This is a genomic window from Erwinia sp. CGal63 (assembly GCF_037026505.1).
Taxonomy (GTDB): domain Bacteria; phylum Pseudomonadota; class Gammaproteobacteria; order Enterobacterales; family Enterobacteriaceae; genus Erwinia.
Genome location: NZ_JAKUMN010000008.1, coordinates 182,633 through 203,490, shown reverse-complemented (window position 1 = coordinate 203,490; position 20,858 = coordinate 182,633). Strand labels below are relative to the sequence as shown.

Sequence of the window (20,858 nt, the reverse complement as noted above, 5' to 3'; positions counted from 1 at the left end):
AAGGCGGGGAAAATTCCCCGCCCTGATAGCGTTTTCGCTGCCGGCTTAGTGCACCAGCTTCAGCGCCAGCCAGTAGAGCACGCCCGACAGGACGATCGACACCGGCAGGGTAAAGACCCAGGCCAGCAGGATATTCTTGATCGTCTTGCCCTGCACGCCGCCGCCGTCTACCAGCATGGTGCCGGCCACGGAAGAGGAGAGCACGTGCGTGGTCGACACCGGCATCCCGGTGTAGCTGGCTACGCCGATAGATACTGCAGCGGTCATCTGCGCGGACATTCCCTGAGCATAGGTCATGCCTTTTTTACCGATCTTCTCGCCGATGGTGGTGGCGACACGGCGCCAGCCCACCATCGTGCCCAGCGACAGCGCCAGAGCAACGGCGATAATGATCCAGACCGGCGCGTACTCAACGGTGTTGAGCATATCGCCCTTCAGCTTGCCGAGGAAACGCTGATCTTCGGCAGGTACGCTCTTCAGCTTGGCCGTTTTGTCCGCGGTATCGGAGATGCACATCAGCAGGCGACGCAGCTGGCTGCGCTGCTCAACGCTGAGCGCATCGTAGCTTTGCAGATTGTTCAGCAGGCCCTGAGTCCGTTCGATAGCGGGCATCACACGTGAAGCGTCGCAGTGAAACTCTTTCGGGCTGCCCGGGTTCTCTTCCGGCGTTGGCAGCGCGGGCGGCGTCAACTGCACCATCTCCGCCAGAGAAGCGGGATGCTGCTGATAGTACTGCTCCAGATGATTGACCGAATCGCGCGTGCGCGTGATGTCGTAACCGGAAGCATTCATATTGACGATAAAGCCCGCAGGCGCCACGCCAATCAGCACCAGCATAATCAGACCGATGCCTTTCTGACCATCGTTAGCGCCGTGCGAGTAGCTGACGCCGATAGCCGACACGATCAGAGCGATACGCGTCCAGAACGGCGGCTTCTTCTTGCCGTCGATCTTTTCGCGTTCTGCCGGCGTCATATGGATGCGGCGACGTTTTTTATTGCCGCTCCAGAAGCGACGCAGGATAAACACCAGGCCGCCAGCCAGCACCAGGCCGACAATTGGTGAAATAACCAGCGACAGAAAAATGCCGATCATTTTCGGGATATTCAGCGCTTCCACCACCGACGTGCCGGTCAGCAGCGCGTTGGTCAGGCCGATGCCGATAATGGCCCCGATGAGGGTATGGGAGCTGGAAGCAGGCAGACCGAAATACCAGGTGCCCAGATTCCAGATGATAGCGGCCAGCAGCATGGAAAAGACCATGGCCAGACCGTGAGCCGAACCGACGTTGAGCAGCAGATCGGTGGGTAGCAGATGGACAATGGCGTAAGCAACGCTTAGCCCGCCCAGCAGTACGCCGAAGAAGTTAAATACGCCGGCCATCACCACCGCCAGTTGCGATCGCATTGCTCGGGTATAGATAACGGTAGCCACCGCATTTGCCGTGTCGTGGAAGCCGTTGATAGCTTCGTAGAACAAAACAAAAAGCAGGGCAAGGACGAGTAACAGGCCGGTATGGTAATCAAGACCAGCAAACAGATGTAGCATAAGCGTTACGCCATTTTGGAGGACATGAACGCGGCGCATTATCAGCGAGAAACGGCGCCCGGGGAAAGTGAAATATAGACTTTTTTTGACATTAATGCGTCAGCTGGGGCAAATAATGGCCCTGAAGCGTATAAAAATCATCCAGTTATAAAGCGGGGCCAACATGACGCTTTTGTGACGCTGGCAGGAAGCGTCCCTTGTCATTACAATCAGCGTTTTTTTAGAGCAGCGGGCCGGAGAGCAGTGTGGAAAAGTTTGACGTTATCATTATCGGTGCAGGCGCGGCCGGCCTGTTTTGCGCCGCCCAGGCAGGCCAGCGTGGCAAGCGCGTGCTGGTGCTGGATAATGGTAAAAAGGCGGGGCGCAAAATCCTGATGTCGGGCGGCGGCCGCTGCAACTTCACTAACCTTTATACCGAGCCTGCGGCTTACCTGTCGCATAACCCGCATTTCTGCAAATCCGCGCTGGCGCGCTATACCCAATGGGACTTTATCGACCTGGTTAACCGGCACGGTATTCAGTGGCACGAAAAAACGCTGGGCCAGCTGTTTTGCGACGATTCCGCCCAGCAAATAGTGGATTTACTGCTGAAAGAGTGTGAAGCCGGTCAGGTGACGCTGCGGCTGCGTAGCGAGGTGCTGAAGGTAACGCGCGATGAAGGCTATACGCTGGAGCTGAACGGCGGCACGGTACAGGCGGAAAAACTGGTGATCGCTTCCGGCGGTCTTTCTATGCCTGGCCTGGGCGCCTCGCCTTTCGGCTATAAAATCGCAGAGCAGTTTGGCCTGAACGTTTTCCCTACGCGTGCCGGTCTGGTGCCTTTTACCCTGCATAAGCCGCTGCTTGAACAGCTGCAGACGCTTTCCGGCGTCGCCGTACCCGCCGTGATGACGTCCGAAAGCGGCGTCGTGTTTAAAGAGGCGCTGCTGTTCACTCATCGCGGACTTTCCGGCCCGGCGGTGCTGCAGCTTTCCAGCTACTGGCAGCCAGGCGAATTCGTAACCATTAACCTTTCCCCGGATCGCGATCTGCACGCTTTTATCAGCGAAGAGCGCGAGACTCATCCAAACCAGAGCCTGAAAAATACCCTGGCTAAGGTGCTGCCTCGCCGCCTCGTGGAGTCTCTGCAGCTGCTGGGAACGCTGCCGGAGTGTACGCTTAAGCAGCTGAACAGCCGCCAGCAGAGCGAGCTGGCGGAAACCCTGCACGGCTGGCGCGTGCAGCCTAACGGCACTGAAGGTTACCGCACGGCGGAAGTGACGTTGGGCGGCGTGGATACCGGCGCGCTCTCTTCCAAAACGATGGAGACGCGCGACGTGCCGGGGCTCTATTTTATCGGCGAAGTCGTGGATGTTACCGGCTGGCTTGGCGGCTATAACTTTCAATGGGCCTGGAGCTCCGCCTGGGCCTGCGCGCAGGCGCTTTGAACCAGCTGCCGTTGCCGATTTACGCTCAACTCGTGCCTGCGCAATCGGCTCCGCTACAGGCGACGCCGAAAGCGGTATAGCCTCAGGCGGCATGGCCCGAGGTTTTGCCGCCGCTTCCTTGCCCGTTTTGCCGCCGCTTCCTTGCCCGTTTCGCCAGCCGGTTTCCACCCGCAGGGCGCTCGTCAGGCTGTCAGCCAGTTCATCTGTTTCGGCTTTTCCGCTTAGCCCTATCCCATCCTCGGGTATGACATCCTGTAAAGGCATAAGGCTTTCAGGTGATGCGTATGACGATCGCAAATAAAAAATAAATACAGAAAATGATTACGTATTAATAAGCGGGTTTTTCCTGATGAAAGCGGCATGATGCTGTCAGTTTTTATCTTAAGTGTTTATCTCTGCCACCGATTTTCAGAAGTTGAAATAAATGAATCATGCAGATTTCCCAGGAGTTTTCTTAATTACTGAATGATTCAAATTTATAACGGTAAGCTTTACGTGCAATATTAACTTATTCTTGTTATTCATTCGGTTAAATATGTAAGAGGCGCGTCTCTGTCCGGTGGAATTTTTAAAAAAATACTTCTCGTGCGCAAAGCGATCAATTAGTATTGCTGGCCAGGAAACCGGCTGGTGTGGATGGATTCTCTATTTTTTCTTATGAAAGCATTACCTGAAAAATTATTTGCGCTATTACTGACAGGCAATGCCTGTCCCCGCCTGAAAGCCCGGTAATCCCTTTATCTTTTTTGTTTATTTATGGATATTTAACGAAAGGATGCCTTATGGCTATGAAACAACGGCCTTTTATGTTGAGCGCCTTAACCCTGGCGCTTTCGCCGCTTTACGCTGCAGCGGCCTCGCCATGGATTGTTACCGACGGCTCTACGCTGCAGGTAACGTCCAGCTATGATTCCACTGAGAAAGATGATATCCCGTTGCAGGTTTCGGGCACGGGTAGCCAGTTGATTACCGATAGCGGTCTCTCTTTTTCTGCGCCAGCCGGGACATCTGTCGGCAATGCTGAGGATGGTGGAATACTGACGTTAAATGATGTCACGCTCTCTTCAGACAGCATCTATACGGTGCAGCTTACCAATGCAACGTTGAATGTAACGGGTAGTACTCTTATTGCGTCAGGAAAAAATTACGGTGGCATACGGGCTAAAAACAGCATCATTAATATCACCGATACGAAAATGCTGCAAAGAGTCGGCACCTCAAAAGCTATCTATATGCAGGGCGGTACGCTGACCGCAGACGCGCTGACTATTAACGTCAACGAAAAATATCTGGCTACAGGAATTGAAATTAGTAAAAATGGAACGGAGTTCGGTACTGCAACGATAACCAACACGGATATCACAGTTGGTAGTCTTAATGCTTTGCAGGCCATTTATCTCTCCTATGGCCATCTTACCGGGACAGATGTCACCATTAATTCCTCCTCTCAAGTCTTCGCCGCTATCAGAGTGGGCGAAGCCGCGGCAAAAAGAAGTTCGCTGACATTGAACGACAGTACTATCAATGCAACCTATATCGGAATACGGGCTATGGGCGGGGATGTCACGTTAAATAACGTCTCGATCACCACTACCTATCGGTTTGCTCAGGCTCTTGATATCAATCTTGCATCCGATACGATTGTTCGTGGCGGTAGCTATCAAACTTCTGGTTATGGTGCGGAAGCTGTCTGGCTGGCCGGTACAAATACGACTTTAGATGCGTCCGATACCAGTTTTACCACCAGCGGCAATTGGGCTCATGCGGTTAATGGTTATAAAGGCGCCGTCATTCTGGAAAACAGCACCCTGCTGACTTCGGGGACGAGCAGTTACGGCATTTATACCCAGAATAGCGTCAAGGGCGATAATCTCATCGTTACCACGTCCGGGGAAAAAGCCTACGGCGCAGTGGCGACCGTTGATGGCATCATCACGCTCGATAACTCTACTATCGCCACCTCCGGCAGCCAGGCCTATGGCGTGGCTGCCACAAAAAACGGCACGCTGGGGCTGACCAATAGTACCGTTGAGACAACGGGAGAGAAGTCTCCCGGCGCCTACCTTGCTGAGAATAGTAATTTAACGCTCGATAATTCCGCCATAACCACGACTGGCGCTGAAGCTTACGGCATAAGGTCATCGGCCAGTACCGCCACGCTGACCGAGTCAACCATTACCACCAGCGGCAATGCAGCCCATGCTATCGCCGCTACCGATAGCGGCATTGTTAATATCACCGGCGGCGAGATCGCCGCCTCAGGCGAAGCCAGCGCGGGCCTCTACTCAGGAAGTTCGTCAACCGTCACCGCCAGCAACGTCGCCGTCACCGCTTCTGGCGATAACGCTTTTGGCATGATCGCCGCGCTCGGCAATTTAGCTATCAGCGACAGCACCATCACCCATACGGGCGCGTCTTCAAACCAAACCGACGCCGCCGCGCTCTATACGGCTACCTGGTCGGAGACGCTGAGAAGCGCTGTTACGCTGGATAATTCGACGCTGCGCAGTGATGCGGGAACCGGCGTACGGGTTAAAGGCGCCGCGCTCGATCTGACCCTTAATAACAGCAGCCTGGTCTATGGCGGCAACGGAACCGCTGTTCGCGCCGTCACCAACGTTACGGAAGAGGGCGATACCTACTTCTCTGACGTCAACGTCACGGCCAGCGCTTCTCAGCTGCTGGGAAATGTTGTTACCGACAGCTATGACAACGCGATCAATCTGACGCTGAACGACGGCTCGACGCTGAATGGCGCCACGCAGAACGTTAACCAGCTGATCCTTAATAGCGCCAGCAGCTGGCTGGTCAGCGGCGATTCCAACCTCAAATCGCTGACGATGGATAGCGGCTCGGTTATCTTTAACAACGCCAACAGCTTCAGTACGGTAACCGTGGACGGCGACCTCTCCGGTTCAGGCCTGTTTGCTTTTAATACCCAGCTGGATGACGACAGTTCGGCTACCGACAGGCTGGTGGTCAGCGGCAGCGCTGCCGGCAGCTATGACGTCACCGTCAGCAACAGAGGCGGAACAGGCGCGCAAACCAGCAGCGGTATTCTGCTGATCAGCGTGGCGGGCGACGCCAGCACGGCCACCTTTAGCCAGAAAAACACCGTCGTCGCGGGGAACTATGAATATTTCCTGTATAAAATCGGCGATCAAAACTGGTATCTGCAGTCTTCACTGACGCCGGTCACGCCGGACGAACCCGATGTGCCTGACGTACCGGCCACGCCGGATGAACCAGTTACGCCAGATGTCCCGGTCACGCCGGACGAACCTGTTACGCCAGATGTCCCGGTCACGCCGGACGACAACTCGGGCAGCAGCAGCGAGGTGCCGGATGTGCCGGAAGTCGTTCCGACGCCCTCGGACGACAGCGGCAGCGTAGCGCCATCGGCAGGCGTGAAAGCCTACAGGCCGGAAACCGCCGGCTACCTGATTGCGCCTTATCTGAACACGGCCTATGGCTTTGAAACCATCGGCACCTGGCACGAACGTCTTGGCGCTTATCAGGGCAACACCGTCTGGGCCAGAGTCTCCGGCCGCCACGACAGCTACGAAGCCGGACGTTTCGCCTTTGAGGTGAACACCACCTTCGTCCAGCTGGGCGGTGACGTGCTGACGCGCCAGTTTGGCAATGACTGGCATCTGACCGCTGGCCCAATGATGACGCTGGGCAATCAGCGCAGCAAAAACAAGGATACCGCCCGCAGCCTGCGTTCAGATCTCTCTGTCGACGTCGGCAAGACAAACACCAACGCTTACGGCCTCGGCGGCTATCTGACGGTCTGGAACGACAGCGGCGCTTACCTGGATAACGTGATGCAGGTTACCCGCTACAGCAACGACTTCTCCAGCCTGACCAATGCCAAAATGGACAGCTATGGCGTCGTCGCCTCGGTGGAAACCGGCTATCCGATTCCGCTGGGTCAGTTGAGGCTGGAGCCGCAGCTGCAGGCGATGGGACAGTATATGAACATCAGCCAGACCTACTCCGAAGGCGTGAAGCTGAAGGATCAGAACCTGATGACGGCCCAGCTGCGTGAAGGTGTGCGCGTCTGGTTCGACGGGCCCGTTATGAAGCCTTATCTGCAGGCGGACGTAGTACAGTTCCTGGGCCATACGCCGGGCATTGATATGAACAACGAAACAATGAGACCGGACGTGCGTCGCGGCTACTGGCAGGCTGGCGCCGGTTTAAGCGGTCAGCTGAACCCGCATTTCAGCGTGTACGCGCAGGTGAAATATTCCCACAGCTTCGGCGAAGGAACGGAAGGCTATACCGGCAACATGGGCATACGCTACAAATTCTGATGGCTGGATCCTGCTGAAAAGGGCCTGCGGGCCCTTTTTTCATTGCGGCAGCGTAATTTTTGAAATTGCTAATCGCAATGAAAATTATTATCATCCGCGCCAACTATTCTTACACCTGCAACTATCAATGAAAACACCTTTCACCGCTCCTTTCGCCGTCGCGCGTTTAAAAGGGAAGACGCCGCTGTTCCTGTTACTCTCGCTGGTCAGCGTGGCTGCACCGGCCGCCGAAACCGCCAAAGAACAGAAGCTCACCGTGACCGCCGACAGCGCTGACGAGGCGGGCAGCTATGGCCAGGATGACGCGACTGCGGCCACGAAAACGCCTGCGCCGCGCAGTGAAACGCCGCAGTCCGTCAGCGTGGTGACGCCGCAGGTAATAAAAGATTATCAGGTCAAAACCGTGACCGACGCGATGAAATTTGTCAGCGGCGTTACTCAGGGCAATACGCTGGGCGCGATTGAGGATGGTTTCGTCAAGCGCGGCTTTGGCAGTAATTCCGACGGTTCAATCTTTATTGACGGCGTGCGCAGCAACCAGGGACTGGCGATGGACAGCACCATCGACCACGTTGAAGTGCTGAAAGGCTCCGCTTCGCTGCTGTACGGCATCCAGAATCCCGGCGGCATTATCAACCTGGTCAGTAAAAAGCCGCAGTACGAATGGCATAGCCATCTTAGCGGCGAAACCACCAGCGTCGGCGGCGGCGCGGGCAGCGTTGATATTACCGGCCCGTTGGGCGACGGCTTTGCTTTCCGCCTGATCGCCGAACGCCAGCGCCAGAACTACTGGCGAAACTTTGGCGCCAACGAACATACGCTGCTGGCGCCATCCCTGAGCTGGTATGGCGAAAAAGCCTCTTTCAATATCAGCTATAGCGAATACAAGTTCGATATTCCGGTCGATCGCGGCACCGCCTTTATCAATAAAAAACCGGTAAATATTCCCTATAACCAGCGGCTGGACGACAGCGCCAATCACGCATGGGGCAAAAACAAACGGCTCAACATCGGTTACGGCTATAGCCTGAACGAAACCTGGGATACCCACTTTAACTATGCCTGGATGCAGCGACGCTACGACAGCAATGAAGTGCGTGCGACGGCGATTGATACAACAACGGGCGTTGTCTCCCGTCGTGCCGATGCCAATCGCGGCTTCAATCATCAAACAACTTATCTCGCGTGGGATATCGGCGGCAGCCCGGAGATCGGGGGAATGCAGCACGATATTATGCTGGGCGCTGACTACGAGCAGAACGAAACCTATAAGGCTTACTCTTATCGCGGCAAAGTGTCGAAAACCTTCAATCTTTATCATCCGGTTTATGGCGAAGAGCCGTCGGTCAACGCCAGCACGGTTTCCGACGCGCAGAGTAATCTGCGCACCAACCTCTACAGCCGTTCGCTCTATTTTAAAGACAGCATTCATCTGTCGGATAAATGGATAGCGGTAGCGGGCGCCCGCTATCAGCGCTATACCCAAACCGCGAGCAGCGGCTGGCGCGATCCGCAAACCACGCTTAACGATCGCGGCGACGCTTTTCTACCGCAGGCGGGCGTGGTGTATAAGGCGCTGCCTGACCTTTCGCTCTACGGCAGCTACAGCAAATCCTTCACGCCTTCGACGCAGACCGACGATGACGGCAACGTCGCCTCCACGGAAAAGGGCGTCACCTATGAAGTCGGCGCAAAATGGCAGATGGTTCCGGCAGTCTCCGCCACGCTGGCGCTCTACCGCATTGACGAAAAGGATATGTCGGTGTTGATCAATGGCAGCACGCGCACTATTCCCAAAGCACGTTCAACCGGCGCGGAAATTGAAATCAACGGCGAGCTGGCGCCTGACTGGCAGCTGATTGCGACTTACAGCCACGATAAAACGGAAATCGTCGAGGATGATATCAACAAGGCCAACGTGGGTAACCGGCTGGTTAATGCGCCAACCAACAGCGGCAGCCTTTACCTGACGCACGCCATGCGCTTCTCCTGGCTGCCGGGCGATATCCGCGTTGGCGGCGGCGCGCGCTATGTCGGTTCTCGCGCCGGCGATCCGGAAAACAGCTTTACGATGCCGGACTACAGGGTAGCGGACGCTTTTGTCGCCTGGGACAGCAAACTGCTGGGCAAACATACTCAGCTAAAGATCAACGTCAACAACCTGTTCGACAAAGCGTATTACGAATCCAGCGGCGGCAGTCTGCGCGTCAGCGAGGGCGCGCCGCGCGAAATCATCCTTTCCGCTTCGGTAGATTTCTGACAATGACGGGTGACTCATGAAAAAATGGCTAATCCTGCTGCTGCTGTTAGCCGGCGGCGCGACCCAGGCGAAAATCGTCACGGATATTTTGCAGCGCAACGTCACCGTGCCGGATAACCCGCAGCGCATCATGCTGGGCGAAGGAAGGCTGCTCTATACGCTTGCGCTGGTGGAAAAAGGCAATCCGCTGCGCCGCGTGGTGGGCTGGCCCGCCGATCTGCCGCGTTACGACCCGCAAACCTGGGCGCGCTACAGCGCCGCTTTTCCCGCTATCAAAAAGATCCCCCTGATTGGCGGCGCCGCGCCTGGCCAGCTTAGTGCGGAAAAAATCATCGCGCTGCGTCCGGATCTGCTGATCATGCCGCTTTACGCTAAGCGGCCCGCAGCGCAGGAGAGTTTACTGGCGCAGCTAACGGCGGCGGGCGTTCCGGTTCTCTATATTGATACGCGCGTGGACCAGCTGAATAATACCGTGCCCAGCCTGCGCATACTGGGAGAGGCGCTGGGCGATCGGCAGAAGGCGCAACGCTTTATCGCCTTTTATCAGCGGCACAGGGATCTCATTCGCGACCGGCTGCGCGAAGCGGCTCCGGCCAGGCCGCGCGTGATGCTGCAGCTGCATATTGGGCGCCGGGATGCCTGCTGTACCACGGTTGGACACGGCAACCTGGCCGAACTGCTGGCCTTTGCCGGCGGCGACAACATCGCGGCCGGCAAATTTGGCAGCGTATTTGGGCAGCTAAGCCCGGAAGCGGTGCTGGCGGCCAGGCCCGATTATTTTATCGCGACGGGCTTAGGCAGCGCGCAGCAGCTACAGCTTGGCCCGCAGGTCACAGCGCAAGCTGCCCGGGAAAGTTTCGCGCAGGCGCTGGCGAGCCAGCCGCTGCTTGCGCAGCTGGCCGCGATTCGTCAGGGCCGAACCTTAGCGATCTGGCACAATTTCTACCTCAGCCCGTGGCATCTGCTGGCGCTGGAAATCTTTGCCAAAACGCTGCATCCACAGCTTTTTACCGATCTGGATCCGGCGCAAACCCTGCAGGAGATGAACCGCGACTTCCTGCCGCTGCCGGAAAGCGGCACCTACTGGACAACAGCTCAGGAAAACTAACGGACGAAAAAAAGCCCGCATTCGCGGGCTTGAGGGTTATCAGCGGCTTCAGGCCCGCGTCAGCGGGTGAGAGCGCTACTCGTTGATGCGAGGATGCTGATTAATCAGATGTGAGCGCTTGGCTTCCAGCTCGGCAATCTGCTCGTTAATATCTTCGATCTTGCTCTCGATATTATCGTGATGCTCCTGCAGCAGCTCGCGCGCCTCGTTGATATCGGAAGCGGCCGGGGTAGCGCCGCGCAGCGGCATATTGGCCGTTTCCTTCATCATAATGCCGGTAATCAGGCCCACGACCGCGACCACCATCAGATAGTACGCCGGCATATAGAGGTTAGCGGTATATTCCACCAGCCACGCCGCCAGCGTTGGCGTCAGACCCGCCACCAGAATCGAAATATTAAAGGCGCTGGCCAGCGCGCTGTAGCGGATATGGGTAGGGAACATCGCCGGCAGCGACGAAGCCATCACGCCGGTGAAGCAGTTGAGGATCACCGCCAGCAGCAGCAGACCGGCAAAAATCAGCCCCATCACGTTACTGTTGATCAGCATAAAGCAAGGAATAGCCAGCAGCAGCAGCGCGATACTGCCAATAATCACAAACGGACGGCGGCCAAACTTGTCGCTCATCAGGCCCATTACCGGCTGCACGAACAGCATACCGATCATAATCGCGATAATAATCATTACGCCGTGATCTTCGGAGTAGTGAAGGTTATGCGACAGGTAGCTCGGCATATAGGTGAGCAGCATGTAATAGGTAACGTTAGTGGAAAGCACCAGGCCGATACAGGCCAGCAGGCTTTTCCAGTGTTTGGTCGCGATCTCCTTGAAGGAGACTTTCGGCCCGTCGGCCAGGCCTTCGCGGTCGCCCTGTTCCAGCTTGTCGACATGCTGCTGAAACGCCGGGGTTTCTTCCAGCGCGTTACGCAGATAGATACCGATTAATCCCAGCGGCAGCGCAACGAAGAACGGAATACGCCAGCCCCAGTCGAGGAAGTTCGCTTCGCCGACTACGGTAGAGATCAGCACCACCAGGCCCGCGCCGGTAACGAAGCCGACAATGGAACCAAAATCGAGCCAGCTGCCCATAAAGCCGCGTTTGCGGTCAGGTGAGTATTCGGCGACGAAGATAGAAGCGCCGGTATATTCCCCGCCTACCGAGAAGCCCTGCGCCATTTTGCACAGCAGCAGCAGAATGGGCGCCCAGATACCGATACTGGCATGAGAGGGGATCAGGCCGATACAGAAGGTACTGACCGACATGATCACGATAGTGACAGAGAGGATTTTCTGACGGCCATACTTATCGCCCAGCGCGCCAAAAAACAGGCCGCCAAGCGGACGGATCAGGAAAGGAACGGAGAAGGTCGCCAGCGCGGCGATCATCTGCAAGCCGGGGTCGGCGCCAGGGAAAAATACCTGGCCCAGCGCATAGGCCACAAAGCCGTATACCCCAAAGTCAAACCACTCCATGGCGTTACCAAGCGACGCTGCGGTAATGGCTTTGCGTAATCTGGCATCATCAATGATCGTTACGTCTTTCAAGCCAATCGGCTTAACACGCTTCCTACGTAGCTTCATATAAAGCACCCTGTAATTGACTGTTTCCCAGTAAAATTCTCCGCTCTGTCCTGTGCCGCCGTGGCACGCGGGCAAAGCGGAATAGCGTACGGACTTTTGCCCTGCAGACAGTGATAAGTAGCAAATTTGTTGTTTACTCAGCAAATATCTGTCTGCTTTTAGTATATCGTCTCTGTGCCGTGTAACATAATTTCTAACTGAAATCAGATTGCGTAACCTGCACTGCGTGAGGGAAGGGGCCGGCGTGCGATGCGAGAAGAGGCTTAAAAGAGGCGCCAACGGCGGGTAACTGCGCTAAATAAACCGTAACAACCTATTTTTTATATTAAAATTAAGTCGGAACCGCCGCCGGATTGAGTATTGCGCCCGCTAACCCGATCGGTAATACTGCCCGCCGCAGTCATGCGGGGGAGGCAATGTATAATAAAAAAAGCGTTCATTTTGTAAATTACTGGCTGGAAAGCACAGAGGCGAATTTAAAATTTTTCCGCGCGTCGCGCCGCTTTCTCCCTGATAACACCAGGGTTTATTCACCGATAAATACCTGGCTTTATTGTGGAAAAATAATCGACAAAGTGGCTAATCGTCGCGTCGGAATAAGCGAATTTCCCTTTTTGCACAGCGCGGCTAAAGTTCGATTATTTCTTATTAAGGTGTTTGATTTACATAGTTTTTTAAGCTCTTCTCCTCTCTGTAAACATCCACGTAAAAGCGCCTCTGAAATTGAGTTCGAACAGCAGCAGTGTCTGAAACAGATCAGGCAAACCCTGAACAGAATAAAGGCGCGCGCCAGAGCCCGCTGTGAAGACGCAGGAATAAAATATAACGGACAGAAAATAGTGTTAACGGATGAAGAAGTAAAAGTGGCATTGCGGGCGGCACTTAAAAATCGCAAATGAAATTGAAAATCGTTACGCCTTATTTTCCACGCTATTAATTCAGACCCGTTTATATCAGCGGCTGCTGGCCTTCCTCTTGCATCCAGGCCATCAGCGTACTGCTGGCCATTGGACGAGCGTAATAATAGCCCTGAATAAAAACCACGCCGCGCGCTTTCAGATAGCGCAGCTGGGTAGCGGTTTCCACGCCTTCGGCCACGATTTTTAACCCCAGCTTATGGCTCAGCATGATGATGGCGTCCAGCACCGGCGCCTCGCCCTCTACGGTTTCGATAGCGTTGATAAAGCCGCGATCGATCTTCAGGTAATCCAGCGGAAAGGTCTGCAGGTAAGAGAGCGAGCAGTGGCCGGTACCGAAATCATCAATCGCGATATGAATCCCTTCGCTGCGCAACTGCTGCAGTTTTTGCACCACATCCTCGCCGTCGGAAAGCAGGCTGCGCTCGGTCAGCTCCAGCGTAATATCCGGCTGGTGTACCGCCATTCCCGCAGCGAAATAGCGGATATCGTCGACAAAGCTGGCGTGGTGCACGTGCGCTGCGGCGACGTTGATCGCCAGCCGGAAATCGGGCGGCAGAACCCACTGTTTCGCATCCTCCAGCACCAGATCGATCAGATGGCGGGTCAGCGGAATAATCATCTCTTCCGCTTCCGCCGCGGCGATAAACAGATCCGGCCTTACCCAGCCGCCGCCGGGCCGCTGCCAGCGCATCAGGATCTCCGCGCCGCTGACTTTGCCGGTAGCGATATGGTAAACGGGCTGATAGTTGACCGAAAACTCACGGTGCAGAATGGCCCGCCGCAGCTGATCGCGCAGTGACAGCTTGCGCTTCAGCCAGCTATTAGTCACGGTCATCAGCAGCAGCGAAAGGATCAGCGCCATCGGCAGATAGGTAAACAGACTGCGCCGCCAGTTCAGGGCGATGTCGCTGCCGGGCGAGGTGACGCGCACGATGATCGGATAGCGATGGGCGTTTTTACTCAGCGTCACCGCCTGCAGCAGGCTGCGTTCAGGCGATTCCCCGGTATGGCTGGCAAGCGCGAAGCCACTGCCAAACTGAAGCGTAATGCTGTCGTGCTGGCTTCTGCCAACGGCGCTCATCACATCTGACAGATATTGCCCGTCGACCAGCACAAAAGCGCTGAACGGCAAGGTCATGTTACGCACGAAAATCACGGCCGGTCGATCCCGCACGGCCCAGGTTTTACCGAGCGAAAGCATCCACTGCGCCTGAGGGTGCTCCGGCAGCGGACGCTGAATAATGGTAGCAAGCTCTTTCGTCAGTCCGCCGAACGCGGAAGAACAGGTCACCGTATCATTTTTGATAACGCCTACCGAACGAAAATAGGGATAGAGCGCCGCATACTGGCGCAGCCGATCGTTGATAGCCGCACAGGGCTGTTCGGGTAGCGGCTCAAGCTGGTCGATCATCCTCCAGGCCCGATCGCCGATCGCTTCCGCGTGCGCCAGCAGCATATCCGCGGTCGCCGCCTGCTGGCGCTTCACGATCTGCCTGGCGTCGATAAAGGTAAATATCAGGCAGAGGATCAGCGGCACCGAACCCGCAACGGCCAGCAGCACGCCTTTCCTTTCACCGTATTTTTTCGGCAAATCCATCCAGTAACCTCGGTTAGCGGCATTCCTGCGCCACCTGAAAAAGGTAAAGGTAGCATGGCGCCGGAAAAAAGTTTCGCCGCCGCGCCGCGCATTGTCGCTTAGTTAATTTTATGCAATTTATTCTCAGATTGATCGTTTCCGTCGCGCGTTTCTTCTGTGTCAGGATGCTCTGGCCCGGCTCCGGCCATCCATCATGCTGTAACTGAGGAGATTTTTTATGGTTCATGATGCCGCATCGCTACGCGCGCGCATTACCGACGCGGAGTGGCAGGCTCGCGTCAAATTGGCGCAGTGCTATCAGCTGGCCGCGCGGTTACGCTGGACCGACCATATCTATACGCATTTCTCGCTACGGGTACCGGGCGAGAAGCCGCATTTCCTGATCAACGCCTACGGCCAGACTTTTGACGAAATCGCCCCAGAAACCCTGGTAAAAGTCGATCTGGACGGCGAAATTCTGGACGATCCTTCCGGATTGGGAATTAACCCGGCTGGCTACGTTATTCACAGCGCCATTCACCGCGCTCGCCCGCAGACTCATGCCGTGCTGCATACCCATACGGCGGCGGGCATTGGCGTCGCGGCGCAAAAAAACGGTCTGCTGATGATTTCGCAGCACAGTATGCGCTTCTGGCAGCGGCTGGCTTATCACGACTATGAAGGCATCGCGCTGGACCTGGACGAACAGCAGCGCATCGTCGCGGATCTGGGCGATCTTGATGCGCTGATCCTGCGCAATCACGGCTTGCTTGCCTGCGGCCAGCAGCTGGAAGAGGCTTTCTATAACCTCTACTACCTGGAGCGGGCCTGCGTGGCGCAGCTGGCGGCGCAGGCTGGCGGCGCCGAACTGCTTATCGTGTCCGACGAGGTAGCGGAAAAAGCCGCGCGGGTTTTCGATAACGGCATAAAAAATAAAAAGTATCTGCTGCACTGGGATGCTTATATACGACAGCTGCAGCGCGGCGCGCTTTAAGGAACATCGATGAACAAAGGAAAAAGCGCGCTGGCGCTGCTGCTGGGAATGGTGATGGCCATCGGCGCGGCCAGAGCGGAAAAGGTGACTTTAGTGCTGGGCGATCAGGCGCGTAATCTGCGCTCGCTGGTAGAGGCATCGGGCGTAATGAAGGACGCGCCGTACGACTATCGCTGGGCCAACTTTCAGGGCGCCGCGCCGCTGTTTGAGGCGCAGCGCGCCGGCGCGGTAGACACTTCTTACGCGGGCGATCTGCCGGTGTTGATGGCGGCTTCCGGCGGCGTCGATCTCAAAATCATTGCCACCAATGTCGGTGACGGCGCCGCCAATGGCCTGATCGTGCCTGCGGATTCGCCGCTGCGCAGCGTAAAAGATCTGGCTGGCAAAACGGTAGTGGTCTCCTCCGCGCGCGGCAGCATCTCCCAGCATCTGCTGTATGAAGCGCTGAAAGAGGCCGGCGTGCCGCAAACGGCGGTTTCCATACGCTTTGTGCTGCCTACCGACGCCAGCGCGGCGTTTAACGCCGGGCAAATCGCCGCCTGGGCCACCTTCGATCCCTATCTGGGGATAGCGGAACAGCATGGCGCGCGGCTGCTGCGCGACAGCAAAGGGTTAACCACCTCGCTCTCCTTCGTGACCGCTACCGGTAGCTCGCTGCAGGATCCGCAAAAACGGCTGGCCATCGCCGACTTTGCCCGCCGTCTGGCGAAGGCGCGCGCCTGGGGAATCGCGCATCCCGCAGACTATAACCAGGTTTACTCAACCCTTACCCGACTCTCTCCCACGGAAGCGAAAGTGATAACCAGCCGTATCTCTCACGGCATACGGCCGGTAGCACCGGAAGATATCGCCAAAGTCCAACGGGTAGCGGATCTCTTCTCGTCGCTGGCTATCCTGCCCAACAAGGTTGACGTGCAGGCGATAACCGATAGCAGCGTCTTTGATGCGCGCTGACGCTACTTCTGTACTTTAGGCTTGGGCGTTCGTGGCGGCCTGCCGTTACCCAGCAGGATCGCCAGCTTGCTGCCGCCAGGCGTGGTTTCCATCAGGATTTTGCACACGCTGGTGAGCGGCACCGAAAGCAGCATTCCCACCGGCCCCAGCAGCCAGCCCCAGAAAATCAGCGACAGGAACACCACCAGGCTGGAGAGCCCCAGGCCTTTGCCCATCACGCGTGGTTCCAGCATATTGCCAAACACCATATGGATCGCGCTGAACAGCGCGGCCACCAGCGCCGCCTCATAAACGCCGTTCAGCAGCAGCGCCTGCAGCGTGGGAGGAATACCGGCGATAACCGGGCCGATATTGGGAATATAGTTCAGGACAAACGCCACCACGCCCCACATCAGCGCGAACTTCACTCCCAGCAGCATCAGCACCAGCCAGACGGCGAAGCCGGTAATCAGGCTAATCAGCGTCTTCAGCGCCAGGTAGTGCGTGACGCCTTTCAGCGCCTTATGCAGCCCGGCAATGCGGATCTTGGGATTAATCAGCGCGAAACGCAGCTTGTAGGGCAGGTGGTGCACCTCAAACAGCATAAACACCACCGTCATAATCAGCAGCACCAGGTTGGTCAGCGCGCCGGAAAACTGACTGAGGATCAGCGTTGCCATGCCCATAATCGCATTGGGATCGAGCCGCGCGGCCAGGCTGTTGGTGGAGAGGTTGATATGAAAAGGCGCGACGACGTGCTGCAGCTGCGCCAGCTTTTGCGTCATCTGCTGCTGCAGCTGCGGATAGACGGTGGAGAACTCATCCAGTGAGCCAGCAATCATCGCCACCAATAGCCCCAGGGCGATCAGTACCGCCGCGATCACCAGGCTGATAGCCATGCCGCGCCGGGCGCCGCGCCGCATCAGTATAGTCACCAAAGGGTTTAAAATAATGGCCAGAAACAGGGCCAGTAAAAAAGGGACCAGAATAGCGGAGGCCGCCTTGATGCCGGCCAGAATCACAACCAGCGTCGCCATTTTCAGCAGCATATTCTGCCCCATCTTCTCCTGCTGCGGTACGTTCATTCCTTCTCCTTCAGGCGTTTTGTGTTTAAGTGTAGCGGCTGTTTATCGCCAGGCGGTTGATTTCAGGAAAGCTCTCAGACGCGGCTATTTTTCACGCCCTGGGCCAGCAATAGCTGGTCTGGCTCGACCACGAGCTAAACCACAACGCAACGCTAATTTCCGCCTTGCCCCTCGGCACAGGCCGGAATCGGGTTATAGTTACCCTTCATTCCACCCCGGACAGGACATCTGTTGCCATGCCTGAACAACCCGCGCCGGAGACCACGGGCGCTTTACGCCTGAACCTGCGCATTATCGCCGTCGTCATCTTTAACTTCGCCGCCTATCTGACCATCGGTCTGCCGCTGGCGGTCTTGCCTGGCTACGTCCATGACGTGATGGGCTATAGCGCGTTCTGGGCCGGGCTGGTGGTCAGCCTGCAGTATTTCGCCACCTTGCTCAGCCGTCCATACGCGGGCCGCTTCGCCGATCTGCTGGGGCCGAAAAAAGTGGTGGTAATGGGGCTTGGCGGCTGTCTGCTCAGCGGGTTGTGCTACGCGCTTGCCGCGTTAAGCGCGGCGATCCCCATGGTCAGCCTGCTTCTGCTTTGCCTCGGCAGGGTGATACTGGGCGTCGGACAGAGCTTCGCTGGCACAGGCTCAACCTTGTGGGGCGTTGGCGTAGTAGGATCGCTGCATATTGGCCGCGTTATCTCCTGGAACGGCATTTTCACCTACGGCGCGATGGCGATTGGCGCGCCGCTGGGCGTGGCCATCTATCGCTGGGGCGGGCTGCTGCTGCTCGCGGGCGTGGTGACGACGATTGCGCTGCTGGCCGTGCTGATGGCGCTGCCGCGGCCCGCGGTAAAAAGCGCTAAAGGTAGGCCGCTGCCGTTTCGCGCCGTACTGGGCAAGGTCTGGCGCTTCGGGATGATTCTGGCGATGGGATCGGCCGGCTTTGGCGTTATCGCCACTTTTATTACGCTCTTTTATCAGGATAAAGGTTGGGACGGCGCGGCCTGGGCGCTGACGCTGTTCAGCGGCGCCTTTGTCGGCACGCGCCTGCTGTTCCCTAATGCCATCAACCGGCACGGCGGACTGATGGTGGCGGCGGTCTGCTTTGCCGTAGAAGCTATCGGCCTGTTCCTGGTCTGGGGCGCGACCGATCCGTGGATGGCTAAGCTGGGTGCGCTGCTGACCGGCGCCGGTTTCTCGCTGGTTTTCCCGGCAATCGGCGTGGTGGCGGTTAAGGCCGTACCGGCGCAAAATCAGGGCAGCGCGCTGGCGACCTATACCGCGTTTATGGATCTTTCGCTGGGCGTTACCGGGCCGCTGGCCGGGCTGGTAATGAGCTATGCCGGCGTGCCGGTTATCTATCTGCTTAGCGCGCTGCTGGTCTGTCTGGCGATGCTGCTGACGCTGAAAGCCCGCCGTGCGCAGCCGGAAAGCAGCTAAATAAGTCGGCATAATTAAGGCGATGGCGATTTTCAGGCGGGCTTTGCATATAGCGAACAGGTGATCTTCGCCAGCGTCAAACTCAGGCAGCTTTGATTCGTGAAAGCTCTGTGCGCAGGGTTAAAAAAAAGGGCGGCCATTCAGGCCGCCAGGTACGACACAGATAAAAGAGAGGAAAGAGTGAGATTGATGACAAACCCGGCGTTACTGTTGTCGCTTGCGAACAGCGGTAGAGGCAAAGCGGAACACAGACACGCCTTGAATACGTCCCTGTAAGCTCGTCTGGCGCGTCCATGCGCCAAAATTTATCCGCTCAGCCTCTGCCGCCGTGAAACAGCGGTGTTGTGGTGAAAAAAGCCAGCCTGCACCAACTGTTAAGGTTTGCCAGCCGTCTGGCGTGGCCGACGTACGAACCCGGTTCGCCCGTTGAAAAACATTTATGCCTGCAGCAGGCTGAGGCTCTGGCGGATCTCGCGTTCGATATCCGCCGTGCTCCAGCTCTCCATAATGGAAGAGAAAGGCTCCAGCGCGTACACGCCGCGATAGCCCATGCGCTCCAGCCGCTGCACCTGAGCCACGCTCTTAAGCAGGTCGCCTTCGCTCAGCATAATGCGCTCTTCGTCAGTCAGCTCCGCCGTTGGGCGCGTATCTTCGACGCCGGACAGATGAACCAGACCGATATTGTCGATATCGATGCCATTTTCAAATTCGTCTTCCGCTTTTTCGTACAGATGGTGATGAAAGGTATCCAGCATCAGACGGAAAGGTACGCTGGCGTCGCGGATCAGCGCCTGGGCATGCACGGCGGAGCGCAGCGAACTGACCGGGAAGCCCAGCGGCTCTACCAGGCCTTCAACGCCATACTTCGCGAACAGCGGCGCCAGTTTTTTCAGCGCGGCGATGGTTTCTTCCGCCGAAACCGGCGTACCGTCGTTGAGCGGGCAAAGCACCAGCGCCTTCGCGCCGACGCCGTTGGCGTCCTTCAGCAGGGCTTCCGTCTTCGCCAGCAGCGCGTCGTCCGCCTGATTAAACGGGTAAACGGCGTTAATGGTGACGATTTCCAGGCCATAGCGCTGCGCCAGCTCGCGTACTTCTTCATGGCTCAGGTCATCGGTGACTTTGCCGCTGCGCATATCGTTGCGCAGTTCGACTTTATTTAAACCGAGGCCATGAACCAGCTGAAAAAATGGCTCAATGCCGAGATTGGGAGCGATCTTGCGGTTGATACAGAAACGGGTTGAATCAATAGCCATCTTGCTGCTCCTGCAAAATAAAAGGGATAGATATCGACAACGTTGGCAAAGGGCGCTGGCCGCTAAGCCGTGCGGCTGCCGCTGTTCAGCCCGTTTCGCGGCCCGTCGTTCGCTACGGATGATAAAAACATTTATTTCATATAAAGGGAATAATGAAACTTAAATTTTTGGATCTTTCTCGCAAAATTTCATTTTTTGGCCTGGCCGCCGCTGAAGATTGGGCCACTTTCAGCTGGCTCGCGTGAGGCGGTTTTCTGCAGGGAAGCGGGTGTTTTATCCCTGATAAAGCCCGCAGGCTGGGGGTTTTTCTTTTTTTGACGCTCAGGCCGACAGGTTACGGCTTTGACAAGTCACGCGCTGAAAAAATGCGATCTGCGCCGCTAAAAACAGATTTTCTAAAGTGGAATATTTGAAAAATTTA

Annotated in this window: 13 protein-coding genes; 8 read left to right on the top strand and 5 right to left on the bottom strand. The window is 56.6% G+C overall.

Annotation, left to right across the window (positions count from 1 at the left end; all coding sequences use genetic code 11):
* Positions 1-45: 45 nt before the first annotated feature.
* Entirely contained in the window at positions 46-1,548 is a 1,503-nt protein-coding gene (gene pitA / locus MKZ79_RS20005) for an inorganic phosphate transporter PitA (RefSeq protein WP_336144371.1), read from the bottom strand.
* Positions 1,549-1,793: 245 nt separating this feature from the next.
* On the opposite strand from pitA, the gene MKZ79_RS20000 reads away from it, so the two are divergent.
* The 4 genes from MKZ79_RS20000 to MKZ79_RS19985 all read left to right on the top strand — a co-directional run bounded on the left by MKZ79_RS20000 (position 1,794) and on the right by MKZ79_RS19985 (position 10,662).
* On the top strand, positions 1,794-2,975 hold the full coding sequence (locus tag MKZ79_RS20000; protein WP_336144370.1) for an NAD(P)/FAD-dependent oxidoreductase: 1,182 nt from the start codon (positions 1,794-1,796) through the stop codon (positions 2,973-2,975).
* 782 nt (positions 2,976-3,757) lie between these two features.
* Complete coding sequence (locus tag MKZ79_RS19995) at positions 3,758-7,294, top strand: autotransporter outer membrane beta-barrel domain-containing protein (protein ID WP_336144369.1); 3,537 nt, start codon at positions 3,758-3,760, stop codon at positions 7,292-7,294.
* A 127-nt stretch (positions 7,295-7,421) separates the two neighbouring features.
* Positions 7,422-9,554: a TonB-dependent siderophore receptor gene (locus MKZ79_RS19990; protein ID WP_336144368.1), complete on the top strand. Its 2,133-nt coding sequence runs from the start codon at positions 7,422-7,424 to the stop codon at positions 9,552-9,554.
* Between the two features lie 16 nt (positions 9,555-9,570).
* Positions 9,571-10,662: an ABC transporter substrate-binding protein gene (locus tag MKZ79_RS19985; protein ID WP_336144367.1), complete on the top strand. Its 1,092-nt coding sequence runs from the start codon at positions 9,571-9,573 to the stop codon at positions 10,660-10,662.
* 75 nt (positions 10,663-10,737) lie between these two features.
* On the opposite strand, the gene proP is transcribed toward MKZ79_RS19985, so the two are convergent.
* The gene (proP, locus tag MKZ79_RS19980; RefSeq protein WP_336144366.1) at positions 10,738-12,243 is read right to left on the bottom strand and encodes a glycine betaine/L-proline transporter ProP; all 1,506 of its coding nucleotides are present in this window, start codon (positions 12,241-12,243) and stop codon (positions 10,738-10,740) included.
* A gap of 416 nt (positions 12,244-12,659) precedes the next feature.
* Here proP and MKZ79_RS19975 point away from each other — a divergent pair, with 416 nt between their 5' ends.
* Positions 12,660-13,142: a hypothetical protein gene (locus MKZ79_RS19975; protein ID WP_336144365.1), complete on the top strand. Its 483-nt coding sequence runs from the start codon at positions 12,660-12,662 to the stop codon at positions 13,140-13,142.
* Positions 13,143-13,191: 49 nt separating this feature from the next.
* On the opposite strand, the gene MKZ79_RS19970 is transcribed toward MKZ79_RS19975, so the two are convergent.
* Entirely contained in the window at positions 13,192-14,760 is a 1,569-nt protein-coding gene (locus tag MKZ79_RS19970; RefSeq protein ID WP_336144364.1) for an EAL domain-containing protein, read from the bottom strand.
* A 217-nt stretch (positions 14,761-14,977) separates the two neighbouring features.
* Between MKZ79_RS19970 and MKZ79_RS19965 the strand changes: the two genes are divergently transcribed.
* The gene (locus MKZ79_RS19965; protein WP_336144363.1) at positions 14,978-15,733 is read left to right on the top strand and encodes a class II aldolase/adducin family protein; all 756 of its coding nucleotides are present in this window, start codon (positions 14,978-14,980) and stop codon (positions 15,731-15,733) included.
* A 9-nt stretch (positions 15,734-15,742) separates the two neighbouring features.
* Entirely contained in the window at positions 15,743-16,687 is a 945-nt protein-coding gene (locus MKZ79_RS19960; RefSeq protein WP_336144362.1) for an ABC transporter substrate-binding protein, read from the top strand.
* A gap of 2 nt (positions 16,688-16,689) precedes the next feature.
* On the opposite strand, the gene MKZ79_RS19955 is transcribed toward MKZ79_RS19960, so the two are convergent.
* The gene (locus MKZ79_RS19955) at positions 16,690-17,751 is read right to left on the bottom strand and encodes an AI-2E family transporter (RefSeq protein WP_336144361.1); all 1,062 of its coding nucleotides are present in this window, start codon (positions 17,749-17,751) and stop codon (positions 16,690-16,692) included.
* A gap of 236 nt (positions 17,752-17,987) precedes the next feature.
* Between MKZ79_RS19955 and MKZ79_RS19950 the strand changes: the two genes are divergently transcribed.
* The gene (locus MKZ79_RS19950) at positions 17,988-19,184 is read left to right on the top strand and encodes an MFS transporter (RefSeq protein ID WP_336144360.1); all 1,197 of its coding nucleotides are present in this window, start codon (positions 17,988-17,990) and stop codon (positions 19,182-19,184) included.
* Between the two features lie 437 nt (positions 19,185-19,621).
* On the opposite strand, the gene MKZ79_RS19945 is transcribed toward MKZ79_RS19950, so the two are convergent.
* Complete coding sequence (locus MKZ79_RS19945) at positions 19,622-20,437, bottom strand: TIM barrel protein (protein ID WP_336144359.1); 816 nt, start codon at positions 20,435-20,437, stop codon at positions 19,622-19,624.
* Positions 20,438-20,858 lie beyond the last annotated feature (421 nt).